The organism is Opitutus sp. ER46 (genome assembly GCF_003054705.1).
Classification (GTDB): Bacteria; Verrucomicrobiota; Verrucomicrobiia; order Opitutales; family Opitutaceae; genus ER46.
The window spans coordinates 26,816-47,915 of sequence record NZ_QAYX01000017.1; the positions used below are offsets into that span (position 1 = coordinate 26,816).

General features: G+C 67.4%; 23 protein-coding genes. 14 read left to right on the forward strand and 9 right to left on the reverse strand.

What is annotated here, in order from left to right; translation table 11 throughout:
• The first annotated feature begins 26 nt into the window (after positions 1-26).
• The 3 genes from DB354_RS02470 (at position 27) to DB354_RS02480 (ending at position 2,092) form a co-directional block, all read left to right on the forward strand.
• A complete protein-coding gene (locus tag DB354_RS02470) occupies positions 27-962 on the forward strand; it encodes an RluA family pseudouridine synthase (RefSeq protein WP_107833855.1) in 936 nt (311 codons plus the stop codon).
• Positions 963-1,186: 224 nt separating this feature from the next.
• Positions 1,187-1,381: a hypothetical protein gene (locus tag DB354_RS02475; RefSeq protein ID WP_107833856.1), complete on the forward strand. Its 195-nt coding sequence runs from the start codon at positions 1,187-1,189 to the stop codon at positions 1,379-1,381.
• Positions 1,382-1,513: 132 nt separating this feature from the next.
• Positions 1,514-2,092 (forward strand): MerR family transcriptional regulator, encoded by a 579-nt coding sequence (locus DB354_RS02480; RefSeq protein WP_107833857.1) that lies wholly within the window; start codon positions 1,514-1,516, stop codon positions 2,090-2,092.
• Here DB354_RS02480 and DB354_RS02485 read toward each other — a convergent pair.
• The 5 genes from DB354_RS02485 to DB354_RS02500 form a co-directional block, all read right to left on the reverse strand.
• The gene (locus tag DB354_RS02485; protein ID WP_107833858.1) at positions 2,089-3,030 is read right to left on the reverse strand and encodes a phosphatase; all 942 of its coding nucleotides are present in this window, start codon (positions 3,028-3,030) and stop codon (positions 2,089-2,091) included. The genes DB354_RS02480 and DB354_RS02485 overlap by 4 nt on opposite strands.
• Positions 3,031-3,103: 73 nt before the next feature.
• The gene (gene rsmI, locus DB354_RS02490; protein WP_107833859.1) at positions 3,104-3,820 is read right to left on the reverse strand and encodes a 16S rRNA (cytidine(1402)-2'-O)-methyltransferase; all 717 of its coding nucleotides are present in this window, start codon (positions 3,818-3,820) and stop codon (positions 3,104-3,106) included.
• A 118-nt stretch (positions 3,821-3,938) separates the two neighbouring features.
• Positions 3,939-4,103 carry a hypothetical protein gene (locus DB354_RS22465; protein WP_199226776.1) on the reverse strand — a complete coding sequence of 55 codons (165 nt, stop codon included), beginning with the start codon at positions 4,101-4,103 and terminating at the stop codon, positions 3,939-3,941.
• Between the two features lie 279 nt (positions 4,104-4,382).
• Positions 4,383-5,957 carry a 4-alpha-glucanotransferase gene (gene malQ, locus DB354_RS02495; protein WP_107833860.1) on the reverse strand — a complete coding sequence of 525 codons (1,575 nt, stop codon included), beginning with the start codon at positions 5,955-5,957 and terminating at the stop codon, positions 4,383-4,385.
• Between the two features lie 360 nt (positions 5,958-6,317).
• Positions 6,318-7,262, reverse strand: coding sequence for a PocR ligand-binding domain-containing protein (locus tag DB354_RS02500; protein ID WP_233256529.1), 945 nt, complete (start codon positions 7,260-7,262; stop codon positions 6,318-6,320).
• A gap of 183 nt (positions 7,263-7,445) precedes the next feature.
• On the opposite strand from DB354_RS02500, the gene DB354_RS02505 reads away from it, so the two are divergent.
• The 4 genes from DB354_RS02505 to DB354_RS02520 are packed head-to-tail and all read left to right on the forward strand — an operon-like array spanning position 7,446 to position 11,389.
• The gene (locus DB354_RS02505; protein WP_199226777.1) at positions 7,446-8,717 is read left to right on the forward strand and encodes an ATP-binding protein; all 1,272 of its coding nucleotides are present in this window, start codon (positions 7,446-7,448) and stop codon (positions 8,715-8,717) included.
• Positions 8,717-9,169, forward strand: coding sequence for a response regulator (locus DB354_RS02510; protein ID WP_107833861.1), 453 nt, complete (start codon positions 8,717-8,719; stop codon positions 9,167-9,169). Before DB354_RS02505 ends, DB354_RS02510 begins: the two co-directional genes overlap by 1 nt.
• Positions 9,166-10,599, forward strand: coding sequence for a PAS domain-containing protein (locus tag DB354_RS02515; protein ID WP_107833862.1), 1,434 nt, complete (start codon positions 9,166-9,168; stop codon positions 10,597-10,599). The genes DB354_RS02510 and DB354_RS02515 overlap by 4 nt, the downstream gene beginning before the upstream one ends.
• Positions 10,600-10,627: 28 nt before the next feature.
• Complete coding sequence (locus DB354_RS02520) at positions 10,628-11,389, forward strand: response regulator transcription factor (RefSeq protein ID WP_107833863.1); 762 nt, start codon at positions 10,628-10,630, stop codon at positions 11,387-11,389.
• Positions 11,390-11,425: 36 nt separating this feature from the next.
• Here the strand turns inward: DB354_RS02520 and DB354_RS02525 are convergent, their stop codons facing one another.
• Positions 11,426-11,833, reverse strand: coding sequence for a tautomerase family protein (locus tag DB354_RS02525; protein ID WP_107833864.1), 408 nt, complete (start codon positions 11,831-11,833; stop codon positions 11,426-11,428).
• A 279-nt stretch (positions 11,834-12,112) separates the two neighbouring features.
• Positions 12,113-12,487 (reverse strand): cupin domain-containing protein, encoded by a 375-nt coding sequence (locus DB354_RS02530; protein ID WP_107833865.1) that lies wholly within the window; start codon positions 12,485-12,487, stop codon positions 12,113-12,115.
• Between the two features lie 280 nt (positions 12,488-12,767).
• Here DB354_RS02530 and DB354_RS02535 point away from each other — a divergent pair, with 280 nt between their 5' ends.
• The 4 genes from DB354_RS02535 (at position 12,768) to DB354_RS02550 (ending at position 17,589) form a co-directional block, all read left to right on the forward strand.
• Positions 12,768-13,379, forward strand: a complete 612-nt coding sequence (locus DB354_RS02535) for a fused MFS/spermidine synthase (RefSeq protein WP_107833866.1) — start codon at positions 12,768-12,770, stop codon at positions 13,377-13,379.
• Positions 13,376-14,287 carry a fused MFS/spermidine synthase gene (locus DB354_RS02540; RefSeq protein WP_107833867.1) on the forward strand — a complete coding sequence of 304 codons (912 nt, stop codon included), beginning with the start codon at positions 13,376-13,378 and terminating at the stop codon, positions 14,285-14,287. Before DB354_RS02535 ends, DB354_RS02540 begins: the two co-directional genes overlap by 4 nt.
• 189 nt (positions 14,288-14,476) lie before the next feature.
• Complete coding sequence (xylB, locus tag DB354_RS02545; protein ID WP_107833868.1) at positions 14,477-15,994, forward strand: xylulokinase; 1,518 nt, start codon at positions 14,477-14,479, stop codon at positions 15,992-15,994.
• Between the two features lie 311 nt (positions 15,995-16,305).
• Positions 16,306-17,589 (forward strand): NAD(P)/FAD-dependent oxidoreductase, encoded by a 1,284-nt coding sequence (locus DB354_RS02550; protein WP_158277330.1) that lies wholly within the window; start codon positions 16,306-16,308, stop codon positions 17,587-17,589.
• Positions 17,590-17,607: 18 nt separating this feature from the next.
• Here the strand turns inward: DB354_RS02550 and DB354_RS02555 are convergent, their stop codons facing one another.
• Entirely contained in the window at positions 17,608-18,432 is an 825-nt protein-coding gene (locus tag DB354_RS02555) for an MBL fold metallo-hydrolase (RefSeq protein WP_107833870.1), read from the reverse strand.
• A gap of 140 nt (positions 18,433-18,572) precedes the next feature.
• Between DB354_RS02555 and DB354_RS02560 the strand changes: the two genes are divergently transcribed.
• The 3 genes from DB354_RS02560 to ruvX all read left to right on the forward strand — a co-directional run bounded on the left by DB354_RS02560 (position 18,573) and on the right by ruvX (position 20,385).
• Positions 18,573-19,364, forward strand: coding sequence for an SDR family oxidoreductase (locus tag DB354_RS02560; protein ID WP_107833871.1), 792 nt, complete (start codon positions 18,573-18,575; stop codon positions 19,362-19,364).
• A 78-nt stretch (positions 19,365-19,442) separates the two neighbouring features.
• Positions 19,443-19,829, forward strand: a complete 387-nt coding sequence (locus tag DB354_RS02565) for a helix-turn-helix domain-containing protein (protein WP_233256530.1) — start codon at positions 19,443-19,445, stop codon at positions 19,827-19,829.
• Positions 19,830-19,935: 106 nt separating this feature from the next.
• A complete protein-coding gene (gene ruvX / locus DB354_RS02570; protein ID WP_107833872.1) occupies positions 19,936-20,385 on the forward strand; it encodes a Holliday junction resolvase RuvX in 450 nt (149 codons plus the stop codon).
• On the opposite strand, the gene DB354_RS02575 is transcribed toward ruvX, so the two are convergent.
• A complete protein-coding gene (locus DB354_RS02575) occupies positions 20,334-21,080 on the reverse strand; it encodes an HAD family hydrolase (protein ID WP_146180079.1) in 747 nt (248 codons plus the stop codon). The genes ruvX and DB354_RS02575 overlap by 52 nt on opposite strands.
• Positions 21,081-21,100 lie beyond the last annotated feature (20 nt).

The window sequence follows — 21,100 nt, forward strand, 5'->3', positions numbered from 1 at the left end:
AAACCTGTCGGGGATAGGGCCGCTGCATGGCTGCCGAAACCTACACCGTTCCCGAAGGATCAGCGCGCGCGCGCGCCGACAAGGCGCTGGCGCAGGGATTTCCCGGGCACAGCCGCACGGCGTTGCAGCGGGCGTTTGACGCCGGGCTGGTCCGGCTGCGCGGCGAGCCGATCAAGCGCGATCACGCGGTGGTCTCGGGCGACGTGCTGGAGTTTGCGCTGCCGGAGGTGGTCCCGACCGAGCTGAAGCCGGTGGACATCCCGCTCGACGTGATCTTCGAGGACCGCCATATGCTGGCGATCAACAAGGCGTCCGGAATGGTGGTGCATCCGGGCGCGGCGACGGGCGAGGACACGCTGGTGCATGCGCTCCTGGCTCATTGCGCCGGCAGCCTCAGCGGCATCGGCGGCGTGGAGCGGCCGGGCATCGTGCACCGCCTGGACAAGGAGACAACCGGGGTGATCGTCGTGGCCAAGACCGACGCGGCGCACCGGGCGCTGGCCGACCAGTTCGCCACGCGGGCGCTGAAGAAGGAGTACGTGGCGCTGGTGGCGGGGGCGCCGGACCGGCTGAGCGGGATGATTGACCGGGCGATTTCCCGGCACCCGGTGCACCGGCATCGCATGACGGTCGGCGAAGGCGGAAAGCCGGCGCGCACGGCGTGGGAGCGCGCGGAGGCCTTCGGGCAGATGGCGGCACTGATCCGCTGCCAGATTTTCACGGGTCGGACGCACCAGATCCGGGTGCACCTGAAATCGATCGGTTTCCCGATTCTCGGGGACGCGCTGTACGGCTGGAAACCGGATCCGCGGATGCCGTTGCAGCCGGATCGGGTGATGCTGCACGCGGAGCATCTCGTGCTGACGCATCCGATGACCGGTAAGGAACTGGACCTGCGGGCGCCGCTGCCGAAGGACTTCACGCGGCTGATCAAGGCGCTGCGCAAAGCGACGGCGAAGTGATGGAGGGTGGCTGGGGCTGAGCGGGCGGCAAGCCGTGAGCCTCGATCCCTCAGTCCCTCAATCCCTCAATCCCTCAATCCCTCAATCCCTCAATCCCTCAATCCCTCAATCCCTCAATCCCTCAATCCCTCAATCCCTCGAGAGAAAGAGGAAGAGTAGGAGTAAGAGAAAGAGGCGGAGGCGGCTTGACCCGTCTATAGGTTCACCCCCGAGGCTCATCCCCGATGAAGACGCATGCCACATTCGTTACGAAGGACCAATTCGTCGCCCTCCTGCGGGATAGCGGCGTGAGCGAGGCGCAGATGGACAAGCTGCATCGCCTGTTCGAGCAGCGGCATCCGGAGGCGCACCAGGCGTTTCTTGAGGCGCTCCAGATCGACGCGGAGACGGCGGCCAAAATCCGCGTCCGCAGTCGGTAAACCCAAAGCTTGAGTCGGCGGCCCGGCGCGCGTTGGCGCGTGCGCCGGGCTTTGGCATGCAGCCGCGGCGGGGAAAGCGCACTCGCCCCCGGCGTGAATCTCCGCTCCGCTGACCGGCCCCCTTTTCTGGCAATGAAGACGATCACCGTCATCGCGCGGCGCTACGGCCTCTCGCGCACCACGCTGCTGTACTACGACCGACTGGGCCTGCTTTCACCGAGCTACCGCACCGCGGCCGATGCGCGGATGTACTCGGCGGAGGACGAGGCGAAGCTGGCGCGGATCGTGACGTATCGTCGCGCGGGGGTGCCGCTTCGCTCGATTCAGCAGATGATGGATGGCGCACCGACGCGCGTGAACCGGACGCTCGAGGCGAGGCTGCGGGAGATTCAGGACCAGATCAGCGCGCTGCGCGGTCAGCAGCGTTTCATCGTCGAGATGCTGCGCGAGGCCGTGTTGCGCGGCGAGGAGCCCAAGCGGACGCGCGACCAGTGGGTCGAGTTGCTGCGGGCGTGTGCGTTCACGGACCGCGATCTGCAGGTCTGGCACATGGCGCTGGAGCGGGACGATCCGCAGGCGCACGCGCGCTTCCTGCGCCGGATCGGACTGACGGCGGAAGAGGCGGCTTATGTGCGCGAACGCTCGCGGGAAGACCTGCAGAAGCTCGGCATGACCCCGGCACCCCGGCGTGGCCGGCGGCAGCAGGGTTAGTGCGAGGCGCCGAGCAGCGCCTCGGCGGCGAGGCCGTAGCGCAGGTTGTACAGCGAATGCCGGAAACCCTGCACGCCGGCGACGTCGGCGACGGCGACGAAAGTCACGAGCGCCGTCGGAAAGACGTCGGCGCGGGCGGGCGGGAGCCCGGGGACGGTGCGACGCTCGTCCAGCGGCAGCCGGCCGAGGTGCGCGAACATCACGCGGAGCCACGCGACCGGAAGCTGCGTGGGGGTCTGTTCGAAGGGAATGCCATCGCGGGCGCCGATGATGGCCCGCACGGTGGCCATGGTGCCGCCGGTGCCGACGGCGACGGCATCGTCGCCTAAGTCGAATTTGAACGGGCTGCGCACCAGCTCGTCGTGGACGTGCTGCATGATGCGGTAGCGGGCGCCGCGGCCAAGCGGACGGGTGACATCCTTGACGAAAGCCTCGGTCAGGCGGACGCAACCGAGCTGGAGACTCGCGGCCTGGACGAGTTGCCGGTGGCGGAAGGCGAGGCATTCGAGGCTGCCGCCGCCGAGATCGAAGACGTAGAAATTCTGGAGATCGCCAAGGGCGGGATCGCAGGCGAGGCCCCGACCGATCAGCCGCGCCTCCTCGTCGCCGGTGAGGATGCGAACCTCATGGCCGGTCTCCTCGTGCACGCGGGCGCGGAAGAGCGGACCGTTGCGCGCGTCGCGCACCGCGCTGGTGGCGACCAGGAGAATCTTGCGGACGTGGTGGGCCTTGGCGTCGGCGAGCAGCGTGCGGATGGCGTCCAATCCCGTCGCCATGCCGTCCTCGCTGAGTTCGGGTTCGGCCTTGCTGATGCCGGCGCTGATGCGGGCGTCCAGGGAGCGGGAGTGAACAACCACGATCGATCCCTCGCCGCGTTTGGCGATCAGGAGTTTAATCGAGTTGCTGCCAATATCGATGACGGCAACAGCCGAAACCATGGCGCCACCAAACCCATGATTCCGCCGAAAGGGAAGCCTTCGTTTACTGAGGGAATCAACCCAGGCGCCGCCGCTAGAGCGTGAAATCCGCCGGGGCGATGAGGAGGACGAACTCGCCCTTGAGGCTGGCCTTCGCGAGCCGGGCCTGCACTTCGCCGACGGGGCCGACGAAGAAAGTCTCGTGGAGTTTGGTGACCTCCTTGGCCACGCAGACAACGCGCTGGGGCCCGAGTGTGGTGACGATTTCGGCGACGGCCTTGTCGATTCGATGGCAGCTCTCGTAGAGCGCGAGCGTGTACGGGAAGGCGCGGTGTTGATCGAAGAAAGTGACGCGGGCGGCGCTCTTAGCCGGCAGGAAACCGACGAAAAGAAAACCATTGGTCGGCAGTCCGCTCGCGCTGAGGACGGAAATGACGGCGCAGGCGCCAGGGACGGGAACGACGGGCAGGCTGCGCCGGCGGCATTCGCGGACCACGCGAAAACCCGGATCGCTGAGGGCGGGAGTGCCGGCGTCGCTCACGACGGCGATGCTGCGACCTGCTGCGAGCTGGTCGGCGAGGCGGGGCGCGGCCTCGGTCTCGTTGTGCTCGTGATAGGCGACGAGTTCCTTGTGCAGGCCGAGCCGGGTGAGAAAAGCGCCGGTGGTGCGGGTGTCCTCGCAGGCGATCAGGTCAACGCCGCCGAGGATGGCGCGACCACGCTCGGTGAGGTCGGCCACATTGCCGATGGGTGTGGCGACGACGTACAAGTGCCCGGGTTGCGGGACGAGCGAGGTGTTTTCGGAGGACATGGCGGGAGCGGAACCGGGGACGGGAAGGGGCTCACGATGCCGGGCAGGCGCGGGCCGGGAAAACAAAAATCCGGCGTCCCGAGGGAGCGCCGGATTAGGAAAGAAGACTGAGCCGCAATCAGCGGCCGCCCTGCTGGGCCATGCCGGGAATCTGGCCTTCCCAAGCGGCAGGTTGGCTCCACGGAATCGACGATTGTTTGGGGCTGTTCGTCGTGCAACCGGCGAGGAGGGCGCCGCCAGCGACGAGCAGGAGGGCGAGGAGGCGTTTCGAGAACGAAGTCATGGGTGATTTGGAGTAGAGTGACCGGGGGAGCCTTGGGCAAGTTCCGTCTCGGGCGGCTGTCGCCGCCCGAGACGAGGGAGTGAGGGAATAGGGGAATGAGGGAGTGAGGGGGCGCGGAGGTGAGAGACGCGCGGGGCTGGCGGGGACGGGCTGGGGTGGGTAGCGCAGATCAGTCGGATCCGTCTGATGAGTCTGATCGGTCGGATCAGTGAGTTTTGTTAGATATGTAGGGTAAATGGTTTACGATCGCGCGGCCTTGCGCTCGATGGCGGTGGCGGGCTATTTGACGGGCGGCTCGGCGCGGCCGTAGAGGGCGGCGAGATCGGCGAGGTAGGCGGCGGACTGTTCGCTCAAGGTGCGGAGTTGGTCGGCGCGGTAGCGCCACGTCCAGTTGTCCTGGGGTCTGCCGGGCGTGTTGAACCGGCTCTCGCTGCCAAGGCTGAGTAGATCCTGAAGCGGGATGATCGCGAGGTTGGCGACGGAGGCGTAAGCGGCGCGGATGAAGTCCCACGGAATCTCCTGGCCGCTGATCCGGAAGTAGCGGCGCACATGGTCGCGGGTTTTTTCGTCGGTCGTGGCGTACCAGCCCGCGGTGGTGTCGTTGTCGTGCGTGCCGGAGTAGATGACGGTATTGGCGCGCAGATTGTGAGGAAGGTACAGGTTGTCGGCGGGACCGCCGAAGGCGAACTGGAGCACGGCCATGCCGGGGAGGCCGGTGGCTTCGCGCAGGGCGATCGTGGCGGGCGTGAGGAGGCCCAGATCCTCGGCGATGAGCTTGGCGTCGGGCATGGCCTGGCGGATGGCGGCGAAGAAATCGACGCCGGGGCCGGTGACCCATTTGCCGGTGCGGGCGGTGGCGGAGCCGGCGGGGACGGACCAGTAGGCCTCGAACCCGCGGAAGTGGTCGATGCGGACGACGTCGTAGAGCGCGAAATTGGCGCGCAGGCGCTCGAGCCACCAGCGATAGCCGGTGGCGGCATGGGCGGGCCAGTCGTAGAGCGGGTTGCCCCAGAGCTGGCCATCGGCCGAGAAGTAGTCCGGCGGTACGCCGGCGACGGCGGTGGGGCGCTGGGTCTTGCGGTCGAGCTGGAACAGCTCGGGGTTGGCCCACACGTCGGCGCTGTCGAGGGCCGTAAAAATCGGAGTGTCACCGATGATCTGGATGCCGAGCCGGGCGGCCTGGGCGCGGAGCTGAGTCCACTGTCCGAAGAACAGGTATTGGATGAACGCGTACGCCTCGACGCGCTCGGCGAGGGCGTGACGCAGGTCGGACTTGGCGGCGGCAGCGAAGGTGCGCACGGCGGCCGGCCACTCCCACCAGGGCTGCCCGTTGAAGTGGTCCTTGAGGGCGGAGAACAGGGTGTAGCCGGCGAGCCAGGGGGCGTTGTCCTGCTGGAAGGTTTCGAAGCTGCCGTAGGGCAGGGCGCGGGAACGCTGGGCGCGCCAAGCCTGGTGGGCGGCGAATAGGAGCGGGCGCTTCTGGTGGTAGAGCGCGCCGAAGTCGACGTGGTTGGCGGGGAGGGCGCGCAGCGGGGCAACCTGGGCATCGGTGAGCAGGCCGGCGCGGACGAGGGCGGCGGGATCGACGAGGTTGGGGTTGCCGGCGAACGAAGAGAAGCACTGGTAGGGCGAGTCGCCGTAGCCGGTGGGACCGAGCGGGCAGAGCTGCCAGTATTTCATGCCGGCGGCGGCGAGGGTCTCGAGGAGCGTCACGGCGGCCGCGTCGAACGCGCCGACGCCGAAGGCGCTCGGAAGGGCGGTCGGGTGGACCAGGACGCCGGCGGCCCGGCGGTTGAGCCAGCCGAACAAGGGCGAAGTCGAGCCCTGGGCCGAAGGGGAGGAAAGAGACGCCATGCCGCCGAAAAAACCGTGCCGCCACGGGGACGCAACACGGCAGGAGGGAAAAGGGGGGGCGGGGGGGCGGGCCCTTTCTCTTACTCCTACTCTTTCTCTTTCTCTCCGGAGCGGCGCCGAATGGCGCCGCGAAGCTGGGCGCGGAAGGAGAACGAGAAAGAGAAAGAGGAAGAGTATGAGAAAGAGGAACGAAGGCGGGGAGCCCCACACCACTATAGGGCTCCCCGCGACATCCCACTTGTTTGCACACACACACCGATTCGCGCCGCGAAGGCCCGGGTTCTCGCCGGGCTGCTGGCGTCGCCAGCAGCGGCGGCTGGACTGAACCCGGGCCGACGTGCGGAACGAAAAGCTGCTGGGTCAGGCCGCGTGCGCCAGGGCCGGGTTGACGCCGGGGCCGTGCAGCCGCTCGCGGTAGGCCGACGGCGACTCGCCGGCGACCCGGCGGAACACGCGGTTGAACTGCGAGAGCGATTGGAAACCCGCTTCGTAGGCGGCCTCGCTGACCCGCTTGTGCGGGTTGAGGAGGATCTGTTTCACCATCTCGACGCGCACGCGGGCGAGATAGTCGGTGAAGGTGAGCCCGGTGGCGGCCTTGAAGAGCTTGCAGAAGTAGAACGGGCTCGTGTTCACGGCGCGGGCGACGTCGGTGAGGGCGATCTCGTCGGCGTAGTGCTCGGCGATGAAGGCGCGGGCGCGGCTGATCACGGGCGCCTCCGCGGTGGCCTCCTGGGTAACGATCTGGTTGCTGCGGGCGGAGAGATGCGCGGCGAAGATTGCGAGCAGGCGGACCACGGCGTCGTACTGTTTCCGCGGCACCACGCGGGTCGCGAAGTAGGCCTTCTTCAGCTCGGAGGCATTGGGCTGGGCGTCGAAGCCAAGGCCGGCCGACACGCGCTTGAAACGCTCGGCGCTGGGCTTCTGGAGGAGGACCTGGCCGGTTTGCAGGTAGCCGAGGACGGTCTCGCCCACGCGGATCGGCACGGCGGACTCGGTGAGGCCGGCGTGGCACTGGAGGGTCTTGGCCTCGTCCCGGGCGTTGTCGGCCAGGTGCTGCTGCATCTGGAGGCAGGCGGCGCAGGAGCGGTTGGTCGCGGCCATCAGAAGGCAGAAGCCATTCGCCTGTTTTGAATCGTGAAGGGGCGCCCGGAAGCACTCCGAAGCGCGGATGCCCAGGGGCAGCCCGGTCGTGGCCTCGAAGGCCTTCTGGTATTCGCGAAACAGCTCCGATTTCTCGATGTGGGCCACCATGTCACGGTGGCGCGAAGCGGTTTCGGCGGGCTGGGTGGGGAGCAGGGTGTTCATTGTGGGAGGGTCGCCTTCGACGCGCACACAATAGCAAATAATGCGGAGCCCCGATATTGGTGTGGCCGCGCGATCTCACTAGGGAAATTCCCTAGTCCTACCTTCGCCACGAGCGGAAACACATCGGGATGCGTGGTTTTGGCCCCTTGCGCAACGGTTGCCATGTGATTAGGGTCTCTGATCGTGGCCCAGCTCGATTACCAACACCTCACCCGCGAGGATCTTGTGACGCGTCTTGCCGACCTGGAGCGGACGGCGTCATCGGAGCGGCAGCGTTCCGAAGAGCGCGCCCAGAACACCGAGGCGGAGCTGCGGGACATCAAGGCGGCGCTGGACGAGCACTCGATCGTGGCGATCACGGACCGCACGGGTCGGATCACGTACGTGAACGACAAGTTCTGTGCGATTTCGAAGTACCCGCGCGAGGAGCTGATCGGCCAGGACCATCGCATCATCAATTCCGGGACGCACCCGAAGACGTTCTTCCAGGATCTCTGGCACACGATCGCGCACGGCCGCGTCTGGCATGGCGAGATTCGCAACCGGGCGAAGGACGGCAGCCTCTACTGGGTCGACACGACGATCTATCCCCGCGTGAACGCGGAGGGGAAGCCGGTGCAGTACGTGGCGATCCGGACGGACATCACCAAGCGCAAGGCGGACGAGGAAAACCTGAAGCAGTTCGCCCGCGAGCTGGAGGAGAAGAACAAGGAGCTGGAGACGATCGTGTACACGGTGTCGCACGATCTGCGCTCGCCGCTCGTGAACGTGCAGGGCTTCAGCAAGCAGCTGAACCGCGCCTGCGAGAAGCTCACCCTGGTCGCGACCGGGGCGGCGGACGGCCGCATTGCGGTGGCCGATATCCGGCCGCAGCTCGACGGGGCGATTCCGCAGGCGCTGAAGTTCATCAATGCCGGCGTGAACAAGATGGAGATGCTGCTGGCCGGCCTGCTGCGTTACTCGCGGCTCGGCCGGGTGGCGCTGAATATCCGCCCGCTCGAGATGAACTCGCTCCTGGCGGAGATCGTCGCCGCGATGAAATTCCAGATCGACAACGTGCAGGCGAGCGTGCGCGTCGACCCGTTGCCGAGCTGCCTGGGCGATTCGGCGCAGACGAGCCAGGTGTTCGCCAACCTGATCGACAACGCGCTCAAGTACCGCGACGCGTCGCGTCCCCTGCAGGTGACGGTAACCGGGCGACGCGAGGGCGCCGAGGTGATCTACGCGGTGGCCGACAACGGGATTGGCATGGCGCCGCAGCACCAGGCCAAGGCGTTTGAGATTTTCCATCGCCTCAACCCGGACGACACGCCGGGCGAGGGGCTGGGGCTGACCATTGCGCAACGCGTGCTGGAGCGGCAGCGCGGGCGCATCTGGGTCGACAGCGCCGAGGGGCGCGGGTCGACGTTCTACGTTTCTTTGCCGGCGAGTGATCTGCCGGTGGTGACCCGATAATGAAAAAGCAGGAACCGATCATCCTCATCGTCGATGACGACGAAGGACACGCCATTCTCGTCCGCCAGAATCTCGAGGCGGCCGGGCTGGACAACCGCATCCAGCATTTCCGGGACGGCCAGGCCGTGCTGGACTTCTTCTTCGGTCCGGACGGCCGGGCGAGCCGGCATCCGGGCGAGGTGTACCTCGTGCTGCTGGATATCCGCATGCCGAAGGTGGACGGCATCGAGGTGTTGCGGCGGCTGAAGACGGATCCCGACCTGAGGAAGATCCCGGTGATCATGCTCACGACGACCGACGACCAGCGGGAGGTGGAGCGCTGCCACAAGCTTGGGTGCAGCGTCTACATCCAGAAGCCGGTCGACTACGACAAGTTCGCCGAGGCGATTCGCCGCCTCGGGCTGTTTGTCACGCTGCTGCTCGTCCCCCCGGTGACCGAACCTGCCTCGTGAGCGACGAACCGAAGTCAGCGCACATCCTCGTCGTGGATGACGACGAGGGCCTTTGCCTGCTCATGGCGGAGGCCTTGCGGGCGGATCATCTCACGGTGGCCACGGCCGGCTCCGGCGCGGCGGCGCTGGCCTGGCTCGAGGCGCATACCCCCGACCTGATGCTGCTCGACCTGAAGATGCGCGACGTCGGCGGGCAGGCGCTGGTGAAGCGGCTGAAGCAGCATCGAACTCCGGTGCCGTTCCTCGTCGTGACGGGGCAGGGCGATGAGAAGGTGGCGGTCGACGTGATGAAGCAGGGCGCGCTCGACTACGTGATGAAGGACTCGGGCCTGCTCGACCTGCTGCCCGGGGTGGTGCGCCGCGCGTTGGAGGCGATCGAGCGCGACCGGCAACTGGCGCAGACGCAAGCGAGCCTGCGCGAGAGCGAGGCACGTTTTGCCGCGGCTATGCGGGCGACGAACGACGGCGTGTGGGAATGGCGCATTCCCGACGACAGCGCGTACTTTTCGCCGCGGTGGAAGGCGATCCTCGGCTTCCAGCCCAACGAAATCCCCGACGTGCGCGACGAGTGGCGGCGGCGGATCCATCCGCAGGACGAGGAGCGGGTGCAGGTGGCGTTCCGCGACTTTCTCACCGACGCGATCCACACCTTCAGCATCGAATACCGGATGCAGCACAAGGACGGCTCGTACCGGTGGATTCACTCCCGGGCGGTGCTCGAGCGCGACGTGGCGGGACGGCCGCTGCGGATGATCGGCGCCAACGCGGACATCACGGACCGCAAGCAGCTGGAAAAGGAGCTGACGAGCATCAGCGACCGCGAGCAGCGCCGGATCGGCCAGGACCTGCACGACGGCCTGGGACAGCAGCTCACGGCGATCGAGTTCATGTGCCAGTCGCTGCGCGCCGACCTGAAGGACGCAGCGCCGGAGATCCGCGAACAGGTCGTCGCGATGGGAGCGTTCCTGCGGCAGGCGATCACGCAGACCCGGGCGCTGGCGCACGGACTGACGGCGTTCATGCTGGACGCGAGCGGTCTGCAGGGCGCGCTGGCGGAGCTGGCCGAGACCACGGGAGCGTTGGGCCGCGTGAAGGTGCGGTTCTCCTGCCCGGCGCCGGTCCGGGTGAAGGATGGCGAGACGGCGGTGCATCTTTATCGCATCGCGCAGGAGGCGATCGGCAATGCGCTCAAGCATTCCCGCGCCACGGAAATCTACGTCAGCCTCGTCGACGAGGACGGCGTGGTGACGTTGCGCGTTTCCGACAATGGCACCGGACTGCCGAAGGCGGACGAGGTGGGCGACGCCGGGGTGGGCATGCGGGTGATGGATCACCGCGCGGCGACGATTGGCGCGAACCTGTCGATCAGCTCGCGGCGGAACCGTGGCGTCACGGTCACCTGTACCTTGCACCAGAAATTTGCCGCGTGACGGTGTTCGCATCCCTTTCGACCATGCCATGAAACCTCGGGCCTCCCACACTCCCCGTGCCGCCACTTCCACTCCCGCGCCGAGCATCCCGGCGGCCGCGTCTCGCGGGGCCGGGGACGCGGAGCGCCGGACAATCCTGATCGTTGACGACCACCCCTTCATGCGGGCGGGCCTGGCGCAGTTGATCGACAAGCAGGCGGACCTGCGGGTCTGCGGCGAGGCGGGTGATCCGGCCGAGGCCTTGCGAAAGCTCGCGGAGCTGAAGGTGGACCTCGTGCTGACGGACATGACGATGCCCGGCCGCAGCGGCATCGAGTTCATCAAGGACGTGCAGGCGCTGTATCCGAAAATGCCGATGCTGGTCGTTTCGATGCACGACGAGGTGATCTACGCGGAGCGGGTGCTCCGGGCAGGGGCGCGCGGCTACATCATGAAGGAAGCCGGGGGCGAGAACCTGCTGTTCGCCATCCGCCAGGTGCTGGTGGGGCAGGCGTATGTCAGCCCGCGGGTGTCGGCCAAGATCCTGGACGACATGTCGGGGCGGAAACCGCGCGGTTCGAATTCACCGATCGAGCGGCTGAGCGACCGCGAGTTCGAGGTCTTCCAGTTGATCGGGCAGGGAAAGAGCACGCGCGAGATCGCTAAGCAGCTTGGGCTCAGTCCGAAAACGGTCGATGTGCACCGCGCGAACACGAAGGAGAAGCTCGGGCTCGACGACGCGACCGCGCTGGTGCGCCACGCGGTGCGGTGGGTGGAGTCGCAGGGCGGCCCGGTGGAAGTGCAGAAGTAGCAGAAACCGCGGCCGCGATTTCTGCCGGGAGGCGGCTCAGCGTTTGGCCCAGGCGGGTGGGGCGTCGGCGTATTGCGCGACTCCGTTGCCGAAGGACCAGTTCTCGGCGGCGGTCTCGACGAGCGCCACGAACACGTCCTCGGGCCGCAGGCCCGGCGCGGAGCCGAGCTGGGCAGCGATCTGGGCAAAGAGAGCGCGCTTTTGGGCGAGCGTGCGCCCGGTGCCGAGCGTGATGCGGATGAACACGGTTTCGGCCGAACGCTTGATGCCGAGGTACTGCGGGTCGCAGATGAACCCGTCGGGCGGAACCTCGGTGATCACCTGGAAATGATCGTCGGGCGGCACCCCGAGGGCGGCGACGAGGGCCGCGTGGACGCTGTCGCCCAGGGCCCGGCGGTAGGCGGCGGGTTTGCCGGAGCGGAGATAGATTTCAACGAAGGGCATGACGCCGCAGAACGGACGGGGCGGCGGCGGGAGGGCAACTGCCGGCGCGACATACCTCCCGCCCAATTTTGGCAGCACACGCAGTTTTGAGAGGCGGGGTGCGCGGGGTACGCGGGGGGCGCGGGCCTGGAGAGAACGAGAAAGAGGGCGTACGAGGGCGGGGTGCGGCGGACGGGTGACGATTGTCCGAGCGCCCCAGAGAAGGAGAACGAGAAAGAGAACGAGAACGAGAAAGAGGGCGGGAGCGGCGGATGCAGGTTCTTCGCCGACGCGGGGGGCTCAGATGGACGGAGTCTCCGCCGTCAGGATACGGATCACGTGATACGAGACCTGGCCGTCGCCGATGGCGCGCATGCCGTGGAGGTCGTTGGCGGCGAAGAAGAGCAGGGAGCCGGGGCCGGCCAGTTCGACCCGGTCGTTAATCGTCACCTCGAGCGTGCCCTCCTTCACGATGACGAGTTCCTCGTCGGGGTGACGATGGGCCTCATGGGCGCGTTCGCCCGGGTGGAGGGTGGTGGCGTGGCACTCCAGGTTGCGCATCGTGCGCGTCGGCCGGTCGAAGAAGTCGCGTCGTTCGCCCACGCGCGTGGGGATGGCGGGCAGCTTGGACCATTCATAGACAGCGGACGCGAGCAGTGACCGGGGGGAGGGCATGGGCGAAGTGAAAGTGAGAGTGAAAGTGAGGGTGGAGGCGGAAACCGGAATGACGGCTGAGAGCAGAAGCGCGAGGAGGGTCCGGAAAGCTGCGGGCGGTTGTCGCAGATCCGGGGGCGCCGGGCGAGCTTTGGTCGGGGGAGCGTCCGGCCGGCACCCCACGAGGAGCCTGTCTGACGGCGCGCGGTTCGATCCCTCTCACTTTCACTCTCACTCTCACTTTTCCGCCTCCCTTTTGGCGCTGACATCTGGGTTTTCGCTGAGCACGGTTCGAAGCCTTGTGCCGCGCCTCGTCTTCCACCTCGTCGTCGTAACACTGGGTATCCTGAGCATGGGCTTTCAGTTGCTGGCCTCGCGGCTGCTGAATCCGCACTTCGGTTCGTCGATCATCGTCTGGGCGTGGCTGATTTCCACGTTCCTGGCGGCGTTCAGCATTGGCTCCATGGTGGGCGGCTGGATCAGCAACCTGCCGTCGGCGCCGCGGCGGCGTGGGCAATGGGTGGGTGCGGGGCTGGCGGTCGTTTCGCTGACGCTGACGGCGGCGTTTGGGCGCGCCTTGCTGGACCGAATCGAAGTCGCATTTCCAGACCTGAGCATCGGGCTGCTCGTTTCGTGTGTGAGCCTGTTCTTCGTGCCGGTCACGGCGCTGTCGCTGTTCAGTCCGCAGTGCGTGCAGTACCTCGCGAGCCACGGGACGCCGCCGGGTAAGGCCTCGGGTCTGGTCTATGGCGTGAGCACGCTCGGGAACATTGCCGGCGTGATGATGACGGCGTTCCTCCTGATTCCGCACTTCCGGGTATCGACGCTGCTCTACGGCTGGCTGGCCGTGGCAGTGGCCAGCCTAGCGGTGTTGCTGCACCTCCTGCGTCCAGCCCCGGTCTCCTCCTCATGATGCGCCTGCTCCTGACTTTCCTAGCCCTGGCTGCGGTGGCCCTTCGCGCGGCCCCGACGGGCGACTACGTCGAGCGTTACGACACGCTCTACAACAGCCTCACGATCGAGAAGAACGGGACGGTCGTGGAGATGCGGGCGCGTTCCCGGCGCGGCGAGGCGCTGGAGTCGGCGGTGGACCTGGCGGATCCGCTGCGGCTGGTCGTGCCGTATACGCGCACCTTGTACGGGGCGTTGTTCTTCCAGCCGGAGCCGCGGCGCGTGCTCATGATCGGCCTGGGCGGAGCGGGCTTTCACCGGCTGTTCCACGCGGCGTATTTGCAGGCGATCGTCCAGTCGGTCGAGCTCGACCCGAAGGTCGTCGAGCTCTGCCGGACGCACCTGGCGTTCGCGCCCGACGAGCGGCAGCCGATCGCGACGATGGACGGCCGCATGTTCGTGAAGCGCAACCGGGAGAGCTGGGACTGGATCATCCTCGATGCGTTTCGCGGTGGGTTCGTGCCGCCGCACCTGAAGACGGAGGAGTTTTACCGGGAATGCGCGGCGCGGCTCGCGGAGGGCGGCGTGTTCGTGAGCAACCTGCACGCGAACAGCGAGCTGTTCCATTCGGACATCAAGACGATCCAGGCGGTGTTCCCGCAGGTGGTGCTGTTGCAGACGCACGCGCGCGGCAACGTGATCGTGTTCGCGGTCAAGTACCGGAAACCCGTGATCACCGACCCGGCGAAATGGCCGGACCCGGCGAAGCTGATGCGGCCGGAGTTTGCCGGCCGACTGGAGCTCGCGGCGCTGCGGGAGGAGTACGTGCCCATCCCGCAGGCGGTGCGGAGCGCGCGGGTGCTGACGGACGATTTCGCGCCGGTGGAGTTTCTCGACGCGATGAAGACCAACAACACCAGCGAGCGGTAGCAGGAGCAGCCTGTCGGACGCGTCCGACAGGCTGCCAAGCAAAATGGCTGCGCCATTTTGGGGCGGGGGAGGCGCAGCCCGCGGACGAACTCCGCAGGGTGGCGCGGCGCCGGCGCGCTAAAGGGTGAACGGCTTTGCAGTTGAGACGCGGCGGCGGATCCGGCCAGATTCGGGCTCTTTCTTACCACCATGTCCCTCTTCATTGGCATCGATTCCGGTACCCAAAGTGTGAAGGCCGTCGCGTTCGACCTGGACCAAGGCAAGGTCGTCGCGGAAGCCCGCGCGCCGCATGCGCTCATCGCCGGCCTGCCGGTGGGGCACATGGAGCAGCATCCGCAGGAGTGGGTGAGTGCGCTGGACACCGTGATCGCGGCGGTGGCGGAGAAGATCGACCGGTCGCGGGTGCGCGGGATCGGCGTGTCGGGCCAGCAGCATGGATTTGTGCCGCTGGATGACCATGGCCAGGTGATCCGGCCGGCGAAGCTCTGGTGCGACACGAGCACGGCGCCGGAGTGCGCGATTATCACGAAGAAGCTGGGCGGGCCGAAGGCGACGATCCGGAAGACCGGCAACCTGGTGCTGCCGGGCTTCACGGCGGCGAAGATCCTCTGGTTGAAAAAGCACGAGCCCGCCAACTATCGCCGGCTGCGCCACGTGCTGCTGCCGCACGACTACCTGAATTTTCACCTTACCGGAAACTACTTCATGGAGTACGGCGACGCCTCGGGCACGGCGCTGATGGACGTGCGGAAGCGGGTCTGGTCGAAGGAGGCGGTGGCGGCGATCGACCGCCACCTGATCGACTGGCTGCCGGCGCTGCATGATTCGCATGAGGCGGCCGGGACCCTGCGGCCGGATCTGGCGGCGAAGTTCGGCTTCCCGGCGGACGTCGTGGTGAGCGCAGGCGGTGGCGACAACATGATGGGCGCGATCGGCACGGGCAACGTGGCGCCTGGCGTGGTCACGGCGAGCTTCGGCACGAGCGGCACAATTTACGCGTATGCGAACAAGCCCGTGATCGATCCCCAGGGTGAGATCGCGGCGTTTTGTTCCTCGACCGGCGGGTGGCTGCCGCTGCTCTGCACGATGAACGTCACGACCGTGACGGAGCAGGTGCGGGCACTGTTTGGGTATGACGTGGCGGCGCTCGAGGCGGCGGCGGCGACCGCGCCGGTGGGCTGCAACGGGCTGATGCTCCTCCCGTACTTTGCCGGCGAGCGCACGCCCAACGTGCCGCACGGCTCGGGTGTGTGGCTGGGCGTGAACCAGGCGACACTGAAGCCCGCGCACCTGGCGCGCAGCGCGATGGAAGGCGTGACCATGGGAATGAACTACGGCCTGCGCCGGCTGGGCGCGCTCGGCGTGAAGCCAAAGGAAATCCGCGTGACCGGCGGCGGCGCCAAGTCGGCGGTGTGGCGGCAGATCATGGCGGACATTTTTGGCGTGCCGGTCGTGGGTATGGTCGAGGACGAAGGCGCGGCGCTCGGTGGCGCGCTCCAGGCTGCGTGGTGCCTGGCGCGGCGCGACAACCGGGGCGCGGCGATCACCGATCTGACGAAGGGCTGCGTGGCGGTGAACGAGGCGTCGCGTTGCGAGCCGAACAAGGCGAACGTCGCGCGTTACCGCGAGATGCAGGCCCTGCAGGATCAGCTCAGCACGAACCTGCGCGACGTCTTCCCGACGCAGCGCGAGCTGGCGACCCGCTGAGTCGGTCGGTTTGACGGCCGCAGCCGGGCGGCACGCCACGGCTGCGCCGTAGGTGCGCCGTCGAGCTGACGCGAAGTCATTACCGGCGGCGTTGTTGCGCGTGCCGGGACCGACCGGAACCTTGGGACTCGGTGGAGTCAGCCGCGGCGGCCCGTCCGCGATAACTAGCCAGATCTGGCTAGTTATCTCACATAACTAGCCAAAACTGGCTAGTTATCTCATCCGCCGACGGACGCGCGGCGCGGCGCTCCGGCCGTGGCAAAGCGGGTATGCGCCGCACCGCCAGCGGTTTCGGCGGTCTGGATCCGTTCATGCAGACGAGGAAAACGGACGTCGTGGTGATCGGGGGCGGAGTCGCGGGCCTGGCCGCGGCCGGAGAACTTAGGCGGCGTGGCTACCGCGTGCAGCTGCTGGAGGCGCGCGATCGGCTGGGCGGGCGGATCTGGACGGAGCGCCGGGCGGGCTGGCCGGAACCGGTGGAAAAAGGCGCGCAGTTCGTGCATGCCGGCAACGACGCGCTTTGGGACGTGTTGCGCCGCCACCGCATCCGCGTGCAGCGCGTGCCGGAGCGGCATTGGCGGAAGGAGGGAAAATCGCTGGTGCCGGTGGCGGACATGCGTACGCGGGTGGCCGCGGTGACGGAGCGGATCGAACCGCGGCGGATGCGGCGCTGGAGTTTTGCCGGTTTTCTGCGGCGGGCGGGGCAGGACGTGGACCCGGTGGACCGCGAGCTGGCCGTGGGCTTCGTGGAAGGGTTCGAAGCGGCGCCGTGCGAGGAGATGAGCGCGGCGGCGGTGGCGGGCGAGACGCTCGACGACAACGAGCAGTTCATCGTGCCCGGCGGCTACGACCAACTGGTCGCGGCGCTGGTGAAGGAACTTGCCGCCCTCGCGGTGAACGTGCAGTTGCGCGTCCCGTGCCGGCGCGTCACCTGGCGCGCGGGGCGAGTGCAGGTGGAGACGGCGGACACGGCGTGGGAGGCGCGGGCGGCGGTGGTGGCGGTTCCAGTGGGCGTGCTGCGCCGGCGCGGCGGGCTCGCCTTTTCGCCGGTGTTGCGGGCCCGGGAGCGCGCACTCGCGGCGATCGGGCCGGGGCAGGTGGTGCGGTTGAGCGTGCGGCTGGACGGGCGGCGCGTGCGGCGGCTGGTGCCCGCGGCGCTGGGCGGGAGGCCGCGTTTCGGATTCATCCACTCGCTCGAGGATGGCGTGCCGGTCTGGTGGTCACTCACGGATGCACCGGTGGTGACCGGCTGGGTGGGCGGGCCGGGCGCGAGTGCACTGACGCGGCGGACGCCGGCGGAGATCCGGCGCGCGGCGCTGGCGACGCTGGCGCGGTTGTGGGGCGTGACCGTGGGTGAGCTGCGGGCGGCGGTGCAGGACGTGGTGACGCACAACTGGACGGAGGACCCGTACAGCCGCGGCGCCTACAGCTTCGTGCGCGCGGGGCACGACGGCGCGGGGGCGCAGTTGGCGGAGCCGGTGCGCGACACGCTTTTCTTTGCGGGGGAGGCGACGGCCGAGGGCGAGGCGATTGGCACGGTCCACGGCGCGCTCGCCAGCGGTTTGCGGGCGGCGGGCGAGGTGGCGCGGCGCTGACGGGCCGCGCGCGGGGCGTCAGCGCGCGAAGAACGGATTATGATCGCGCTCCTGCTGGACGGTCGTGAGCGGGCCGTGGCCGCAGGCGAGCACGGTGTCGCGCGGGAGCGTGAGAATCTTGCGCTTGGTGCTGCTGAGCTGGTCGCGGAAGCGCGTCTCGCTGCCCCCGAGGGAACTGGCGAAGAGGGAGTCGCCGACGGCGGCGAGCGGCCAGCTGAGCCCGGTGACGTAGAACGTGGTGAGCCCGGGGGAATGGCCGGCGGTGAGGAGTGTCTTGATCGCGAGCGTGCCGACGTGAAAGTGGGCGTTCTCGCGGAAGACCTTGGCGCCGGGGTGGGGCACGGGCTCGAGTTCGCTGCCCCAGACCTCGGCGCCGGTCTTCGCCGCGAGCGGGGCGAGGCCGGCGACGTGGTCCTCGTGGGAGTGCGTGAGGAAGATGTACCGGAGCGTCAGGCCCTCGGCCTGGATGAGGTCGAGCATGGGTTCGCTGGTGGCACCGGTATCGAATGCGGCGGCCACGCGGTCGCGCGGGTCCCACACGAGATAGCTATTCACGGTGATGTCTTCGCACGGCGTGTTGAACGCGGCGAAGCTGCGGGGGAACACCACCTGCTGCGGATACCATCGCTTGTGGGCGAGGTCCTCGAGGGCGTTGGGCGAGAGGTTCAGGTGACGAGCGACCCGGCGCAGCACGGCATCGATGGGCTTGCCGCCCTGGACCGCCGCGAGATCGGCGAGGGAAACCTCGGCGCGCTTGGCGAGGTCGGCGTCGGAGATGCCCAGCCCACGCTGGGCCTTGTTGATGACATCGTTGAAATTATCCTCGAGCGGGATGCGGGCCATGGCGTGATGAAGTCGGGTTGGGGGGACGGGTAGCAAGGCGCAAGTGGGCGGGCCCGGGGCGGCATCCGGTGGCGGTTGCGGACAGGTGACCGTATTTCCCGTTGCCAGCCCGGCGAACCTGACTCCTTTTATAGCCCTTCATGAGCACACCCTCCGAATATTTGTCCTCGTTGTATTCATTGTCCGGCAAGGTCGCCGTCGTGATTGGCGGCACCGGTGAACTGTGCGGCGCAATGGCCGAAGGCATGGCGGCGGCGGGTGCCGAGGTGGTGCTCGTGGGCCGCAATGAAGAGAAGGCCAAGCCGCGGCTCGAGCGCATCACGGCGGCGGGCGGCAAGGGCTATTTCGTCTCGGCGGAGGCGAGCGAGAAAGCGGCGCTGCAGCAGCTGCTGGAGACGGTGCTGAAGCGCTCGGGGCGCGTGGATGTTGTCGTCAACGGCGCGGGTGTAAACTCGGCGACCCCTTATCTCGATATTCCGGAGGAGGAGTTCGACCGGATCGTGAAGGTGAATTTCAAGGCCGTTTTCCTTGGCTGCCAGATCTTCGGCAAATATCTCGTCGAGCGCGGGCAGGGCGGCGCGATCATCAATCTCGGCTCGATGTCGGGCATCGTCCCGCTGTCCCGGGTTTTTACCTACTCCGCCACCAAGGCCGCTGTACACAATCTGTCGAAGAATCTCGCCCGCGAGTGGGCGCCGAAACACGTACGTGTAAATACGCTGATCCCCGGGTTCTTCCCCGCGGAGCAGAACCGTAAGGTGCTTACCCCTGATCGGGTTGCGTCGATCATGGGCCACACGCCAATGAAACGCTTTGGTGAATCGCGCGAACTGATCGGCGCCACGCTGCTGCTGGCAAGCGATACCGCGGGCGGCTTTATTACCGGTGCCGAGATCGTTGTAGATGGCGGATATCACGCTATGACAATCTAGGCGGGAACCATCATTCCCGGCGCAAATAGTATATAAAGCCTTGCTGCATCCACCGAGTGCAGCCAACGTAGCGGTCCTATGCCTACTATCGTTTCAGCAAAATTGAAGGAACTGGAGGCGACGCGCGCCAAGCTCGCCAGCCTCGAGCAGGCGGTTCAGGCCGAACTCGGCAAGGAACTCGCGGGTCTCCCGGCCAAGTTTGGCTTCGAGTCCGTCGATGACTTCATCGAGGCGGTGCGCACGGCAACGGGGGCCCGTCGTGGCCGCCGCGGTCGTCCTGCCAAGAATGCTGACGGGGCGAAGAAGCGCCGTCGCCGGGCGGTCATCACCGACGAGACCCGCGCGGAGGTGAAGAAGATGGTCGAGGGAGGGAAGACGGGCGCGGCGATTGCCGAAGCGCTCAACATCTCGCTGCCGACCGTGCAGAACATCAAGAAGGCCCTCGGCCTGGTGAAGAAGCGCTAAGCGTTTCTCCATCGGCCGCGATTCTGATCTCAGCCCCGCCTCGCGCGGGGCTTTTTTGTGCTCGTGCCTGGCGGCGGGCTGTGGAGCCTGTCGGCCGAATTTTCCCATGAGCGGCGGCACGCGATTTCTCGGCATTGACTATGGCGACCGGCGGATCGGCCTGAGTTTTGGCGATCAGCTCGGCGTGGCGACGCCCTTGCCGGCCATCACGACCGCAGACGAAGGCCGGCGGCGGGAGGCGCTGGCCGCCGTCATTCGCGAGCGGCGCGTCACGGAGCTGGTGATGGGGCACCCGCTGAACATGGACGACTCGGTGGGACCGAAGGCGAAGCAGATCGAGGCGGTCGCCGCGCGGTTTCGCCAGGAGTTCGGATTGCCGGTGCATCTGGTGGACGAGCGGCTCACGAGCTACGAGGCCGAGGCGACGATCGCGAAGTCGCGCCGGCGCGAGGTGCGGGCGAGCGGAATCATCGATTCCCGCGCCGCCACGCTGATTCTGCAGGACTATCTCGACACGAGGTTCCCGTTGCCGCCGCCACCCGAGCCGCTGGACTGAAAGGCGGGCAGCCCGAAGGCCGCGCCGAGCGCGTGGAGGTTTGGGAACACGGGCACGCCTCCCTGGCGGAGACGTTCGGCCGGGTGGTGGCCATGGCTGACGAGCACGCAATCGACGCCCATCTCGCGGGCGACCTCGAGGTCATGGAGGGTGTCGCCGATCATGAGAACCTTGGCCGCAGGCACGCCGAGCCGCGCAAGGGCCGCGCGGCCGAGGGCGGCTTTGCTGTGCGCGTAGATGTTGTCCAGGCCGGACAGCGCGACAAACCGTGAGGTCAGGCCAAAATGGGCGACGATTTCGCAGAGCGTGTCGTGGCGGTAGGCGGAGAGGATCGACTGCGTCAGCCCGCGGGCCGGGATCGCGGCGAGCAGTTCCTCGGCGCCGGGATGCAGCCGCGTCTCGAGCCGCCGGGCCTCGTAGGCGCTGATGAAGTCGACGCTCAGGGCCTTGAAGGTCTCCTCGGTGGTCGCGAGCCCGATCTCGGCGTAGTAGGCGCGCACCGGAAAACCGAAGACGGCGTGGTAGCGCGTCAGGTCGAGCGGCGGCAGGCGGCGCTGGCGGAGCAGGCTGTTCGTGACCTCGATGCACAACTGGAGGTCGTCGAGGAGCGTGCCATTCCAGTCCCAGATCAGGTGTTGATAGCGTCGGAGCATCGGCGAAGGAATGACGAAGGCGCCGCCGGCGGCACGAGGCAAGGGAACTCTCCTACGTGAAA

What these genes read in the sequence shown, in the direction of transcription:
- DB354_RS02555 (WP_107833870.1), bottom strand. Translation starts at nt 18,432, where the DNA reads ATGGCCCGCATCCCGCTCGAGGATAATTTCAACGATGTCATCAACAAG.
- DB354_RS02510 (WP_107833861.1), top strand. Translation starts at nt 8,717, where the DNA reads ATGAAAAAGCAGGAACCGATCATCCTCATCGTCGATGACGACGAAGGA.
- DB354_RS02550 (WP_158277330.1), top strand. Translation starts at nt 16,306, where the DNA reads ATGCAGACGAGGAAAACGGACGTCGTGGTGATCGGGGGCGGAGTCGCG.
- xylB (WP_107833868.1), top strand. Translation starts at nt 14,477, where the DNA reads ATGTCCCTCTTCATTGGCATCGATTCCGGTACCCAAAGTGTGAAGGCC.
- DB354_RS02485 (WP_107833858.1), bottom strand. Translation starts at nt 3,030, where the DNA reads ATGGTTTCGGCTGTTGCCGTCATCGATATTGGCAGCAACTCGATTAAA.
- ruvX (WP_107833872.1), top strand. Translation starts at nt 19,936, where the DNA reads ATGAGCGGCGGCACGCGATTTCTCGGCATTGACTATGGCGACCGGCGG.
- malQ (WP_107833860.1), bottom strand. Translation starts at nt 5,957, where the DNA reads ATGGCGTCTCTTTCCTCCCCTTCGGCCCAGGGCTCGACTTCGCCCTTG.
- DB354_RS02470 (WP_107833855.1), top strand. Translation starts at nt 27, where the DNA reads ATGGCTGCCGAAACCTACACCGTTCCCGAAGGATCAGCGCGCGCGCGC.
- DB354_RS02520 (WP_107833863.1), top strand. Translation starts at nt 10,628, where the DNA reads ATGAAACCTCGGGCCTCCCACACTCCCCGTGCCGCCACTTCCACTCCC.
- DB354_RS02475 (WP_107833856.1), top strand. Translation starts at nt 1,187, where the DNA reads ATGAAGACGCATGCCACATTCGTTACGAAGGACCAATTCGTCGCCCTC.
- rsmI (WP_107833859.1), bottom strand. Translation starts at nt 3,820, where the DNA reads ATGTCCTCCGAAAACACCTCGCTCGTCCCGCAACCCGGGCACTTGTAC.
- DB354_RS02560 (WP_107833871.1), top strand. Translation starts at nt 18,573, where the DNA reads ATGAGCACACCCTCCGAATATTTGTCCTCGTTGTATTCATTGTCCGGC.
- DB354_RS02565 (WP_233256530.1), top strand. Translation starts at nt 19,443, where the DNA reads ATGCCTACTATCGTTTCAGCAAAATTGAAGGAACTGGAGGCGACGCGC.
- DB354_RS02500 (WP_233256529.1), bottom strand. Translation starts at nt 7,262, where the DNA reads ATGAACACCCTGCTCCCCACCCAGCCCGCCGAAACCGCTTCGCGCCAC.
- DB354_RS22465 (WP_199226776.1), bottom strand. Translation starts at nt 4,103, where the DNA reads ATGACTTCGTTCTCGAAACGCCTCCTCGCCCTCCTGCTCGTCGCTGGC.
- DB354_RS02480 (WP_107833857.1), top strand. Translation starts at nt 1,514, where the DNA reads ATGAAGACGATCACCGTCATCGCGCGGCGCTACGGCCTCTCGCGCACC.
- DB354_RS02540 (WP_107833867.1), top strand. Translation starts at nt 13,376, where the DNA reads ATGATGCGCCTGCTCCTGACTTTCCTAGCCCTGGCTGCGGTGGCCCTT.
- DB354_RS02525 (WP_107833864.1), bottom strand. Translation starts at nt 11,833, where the DNA reads ATGCCCTTCGTTGAAATCTATCTCCGCTCCGGCAAACCCGCCGCCTAC.
- DB354_RS02530 (WP_107833865.1), bottom strand. Translation starts at nt 12,487, where the DNA reads ATGCCCTCCCCCCGGTCACTGCTCGCGTCCGCTGTCTATGAATGGTCC.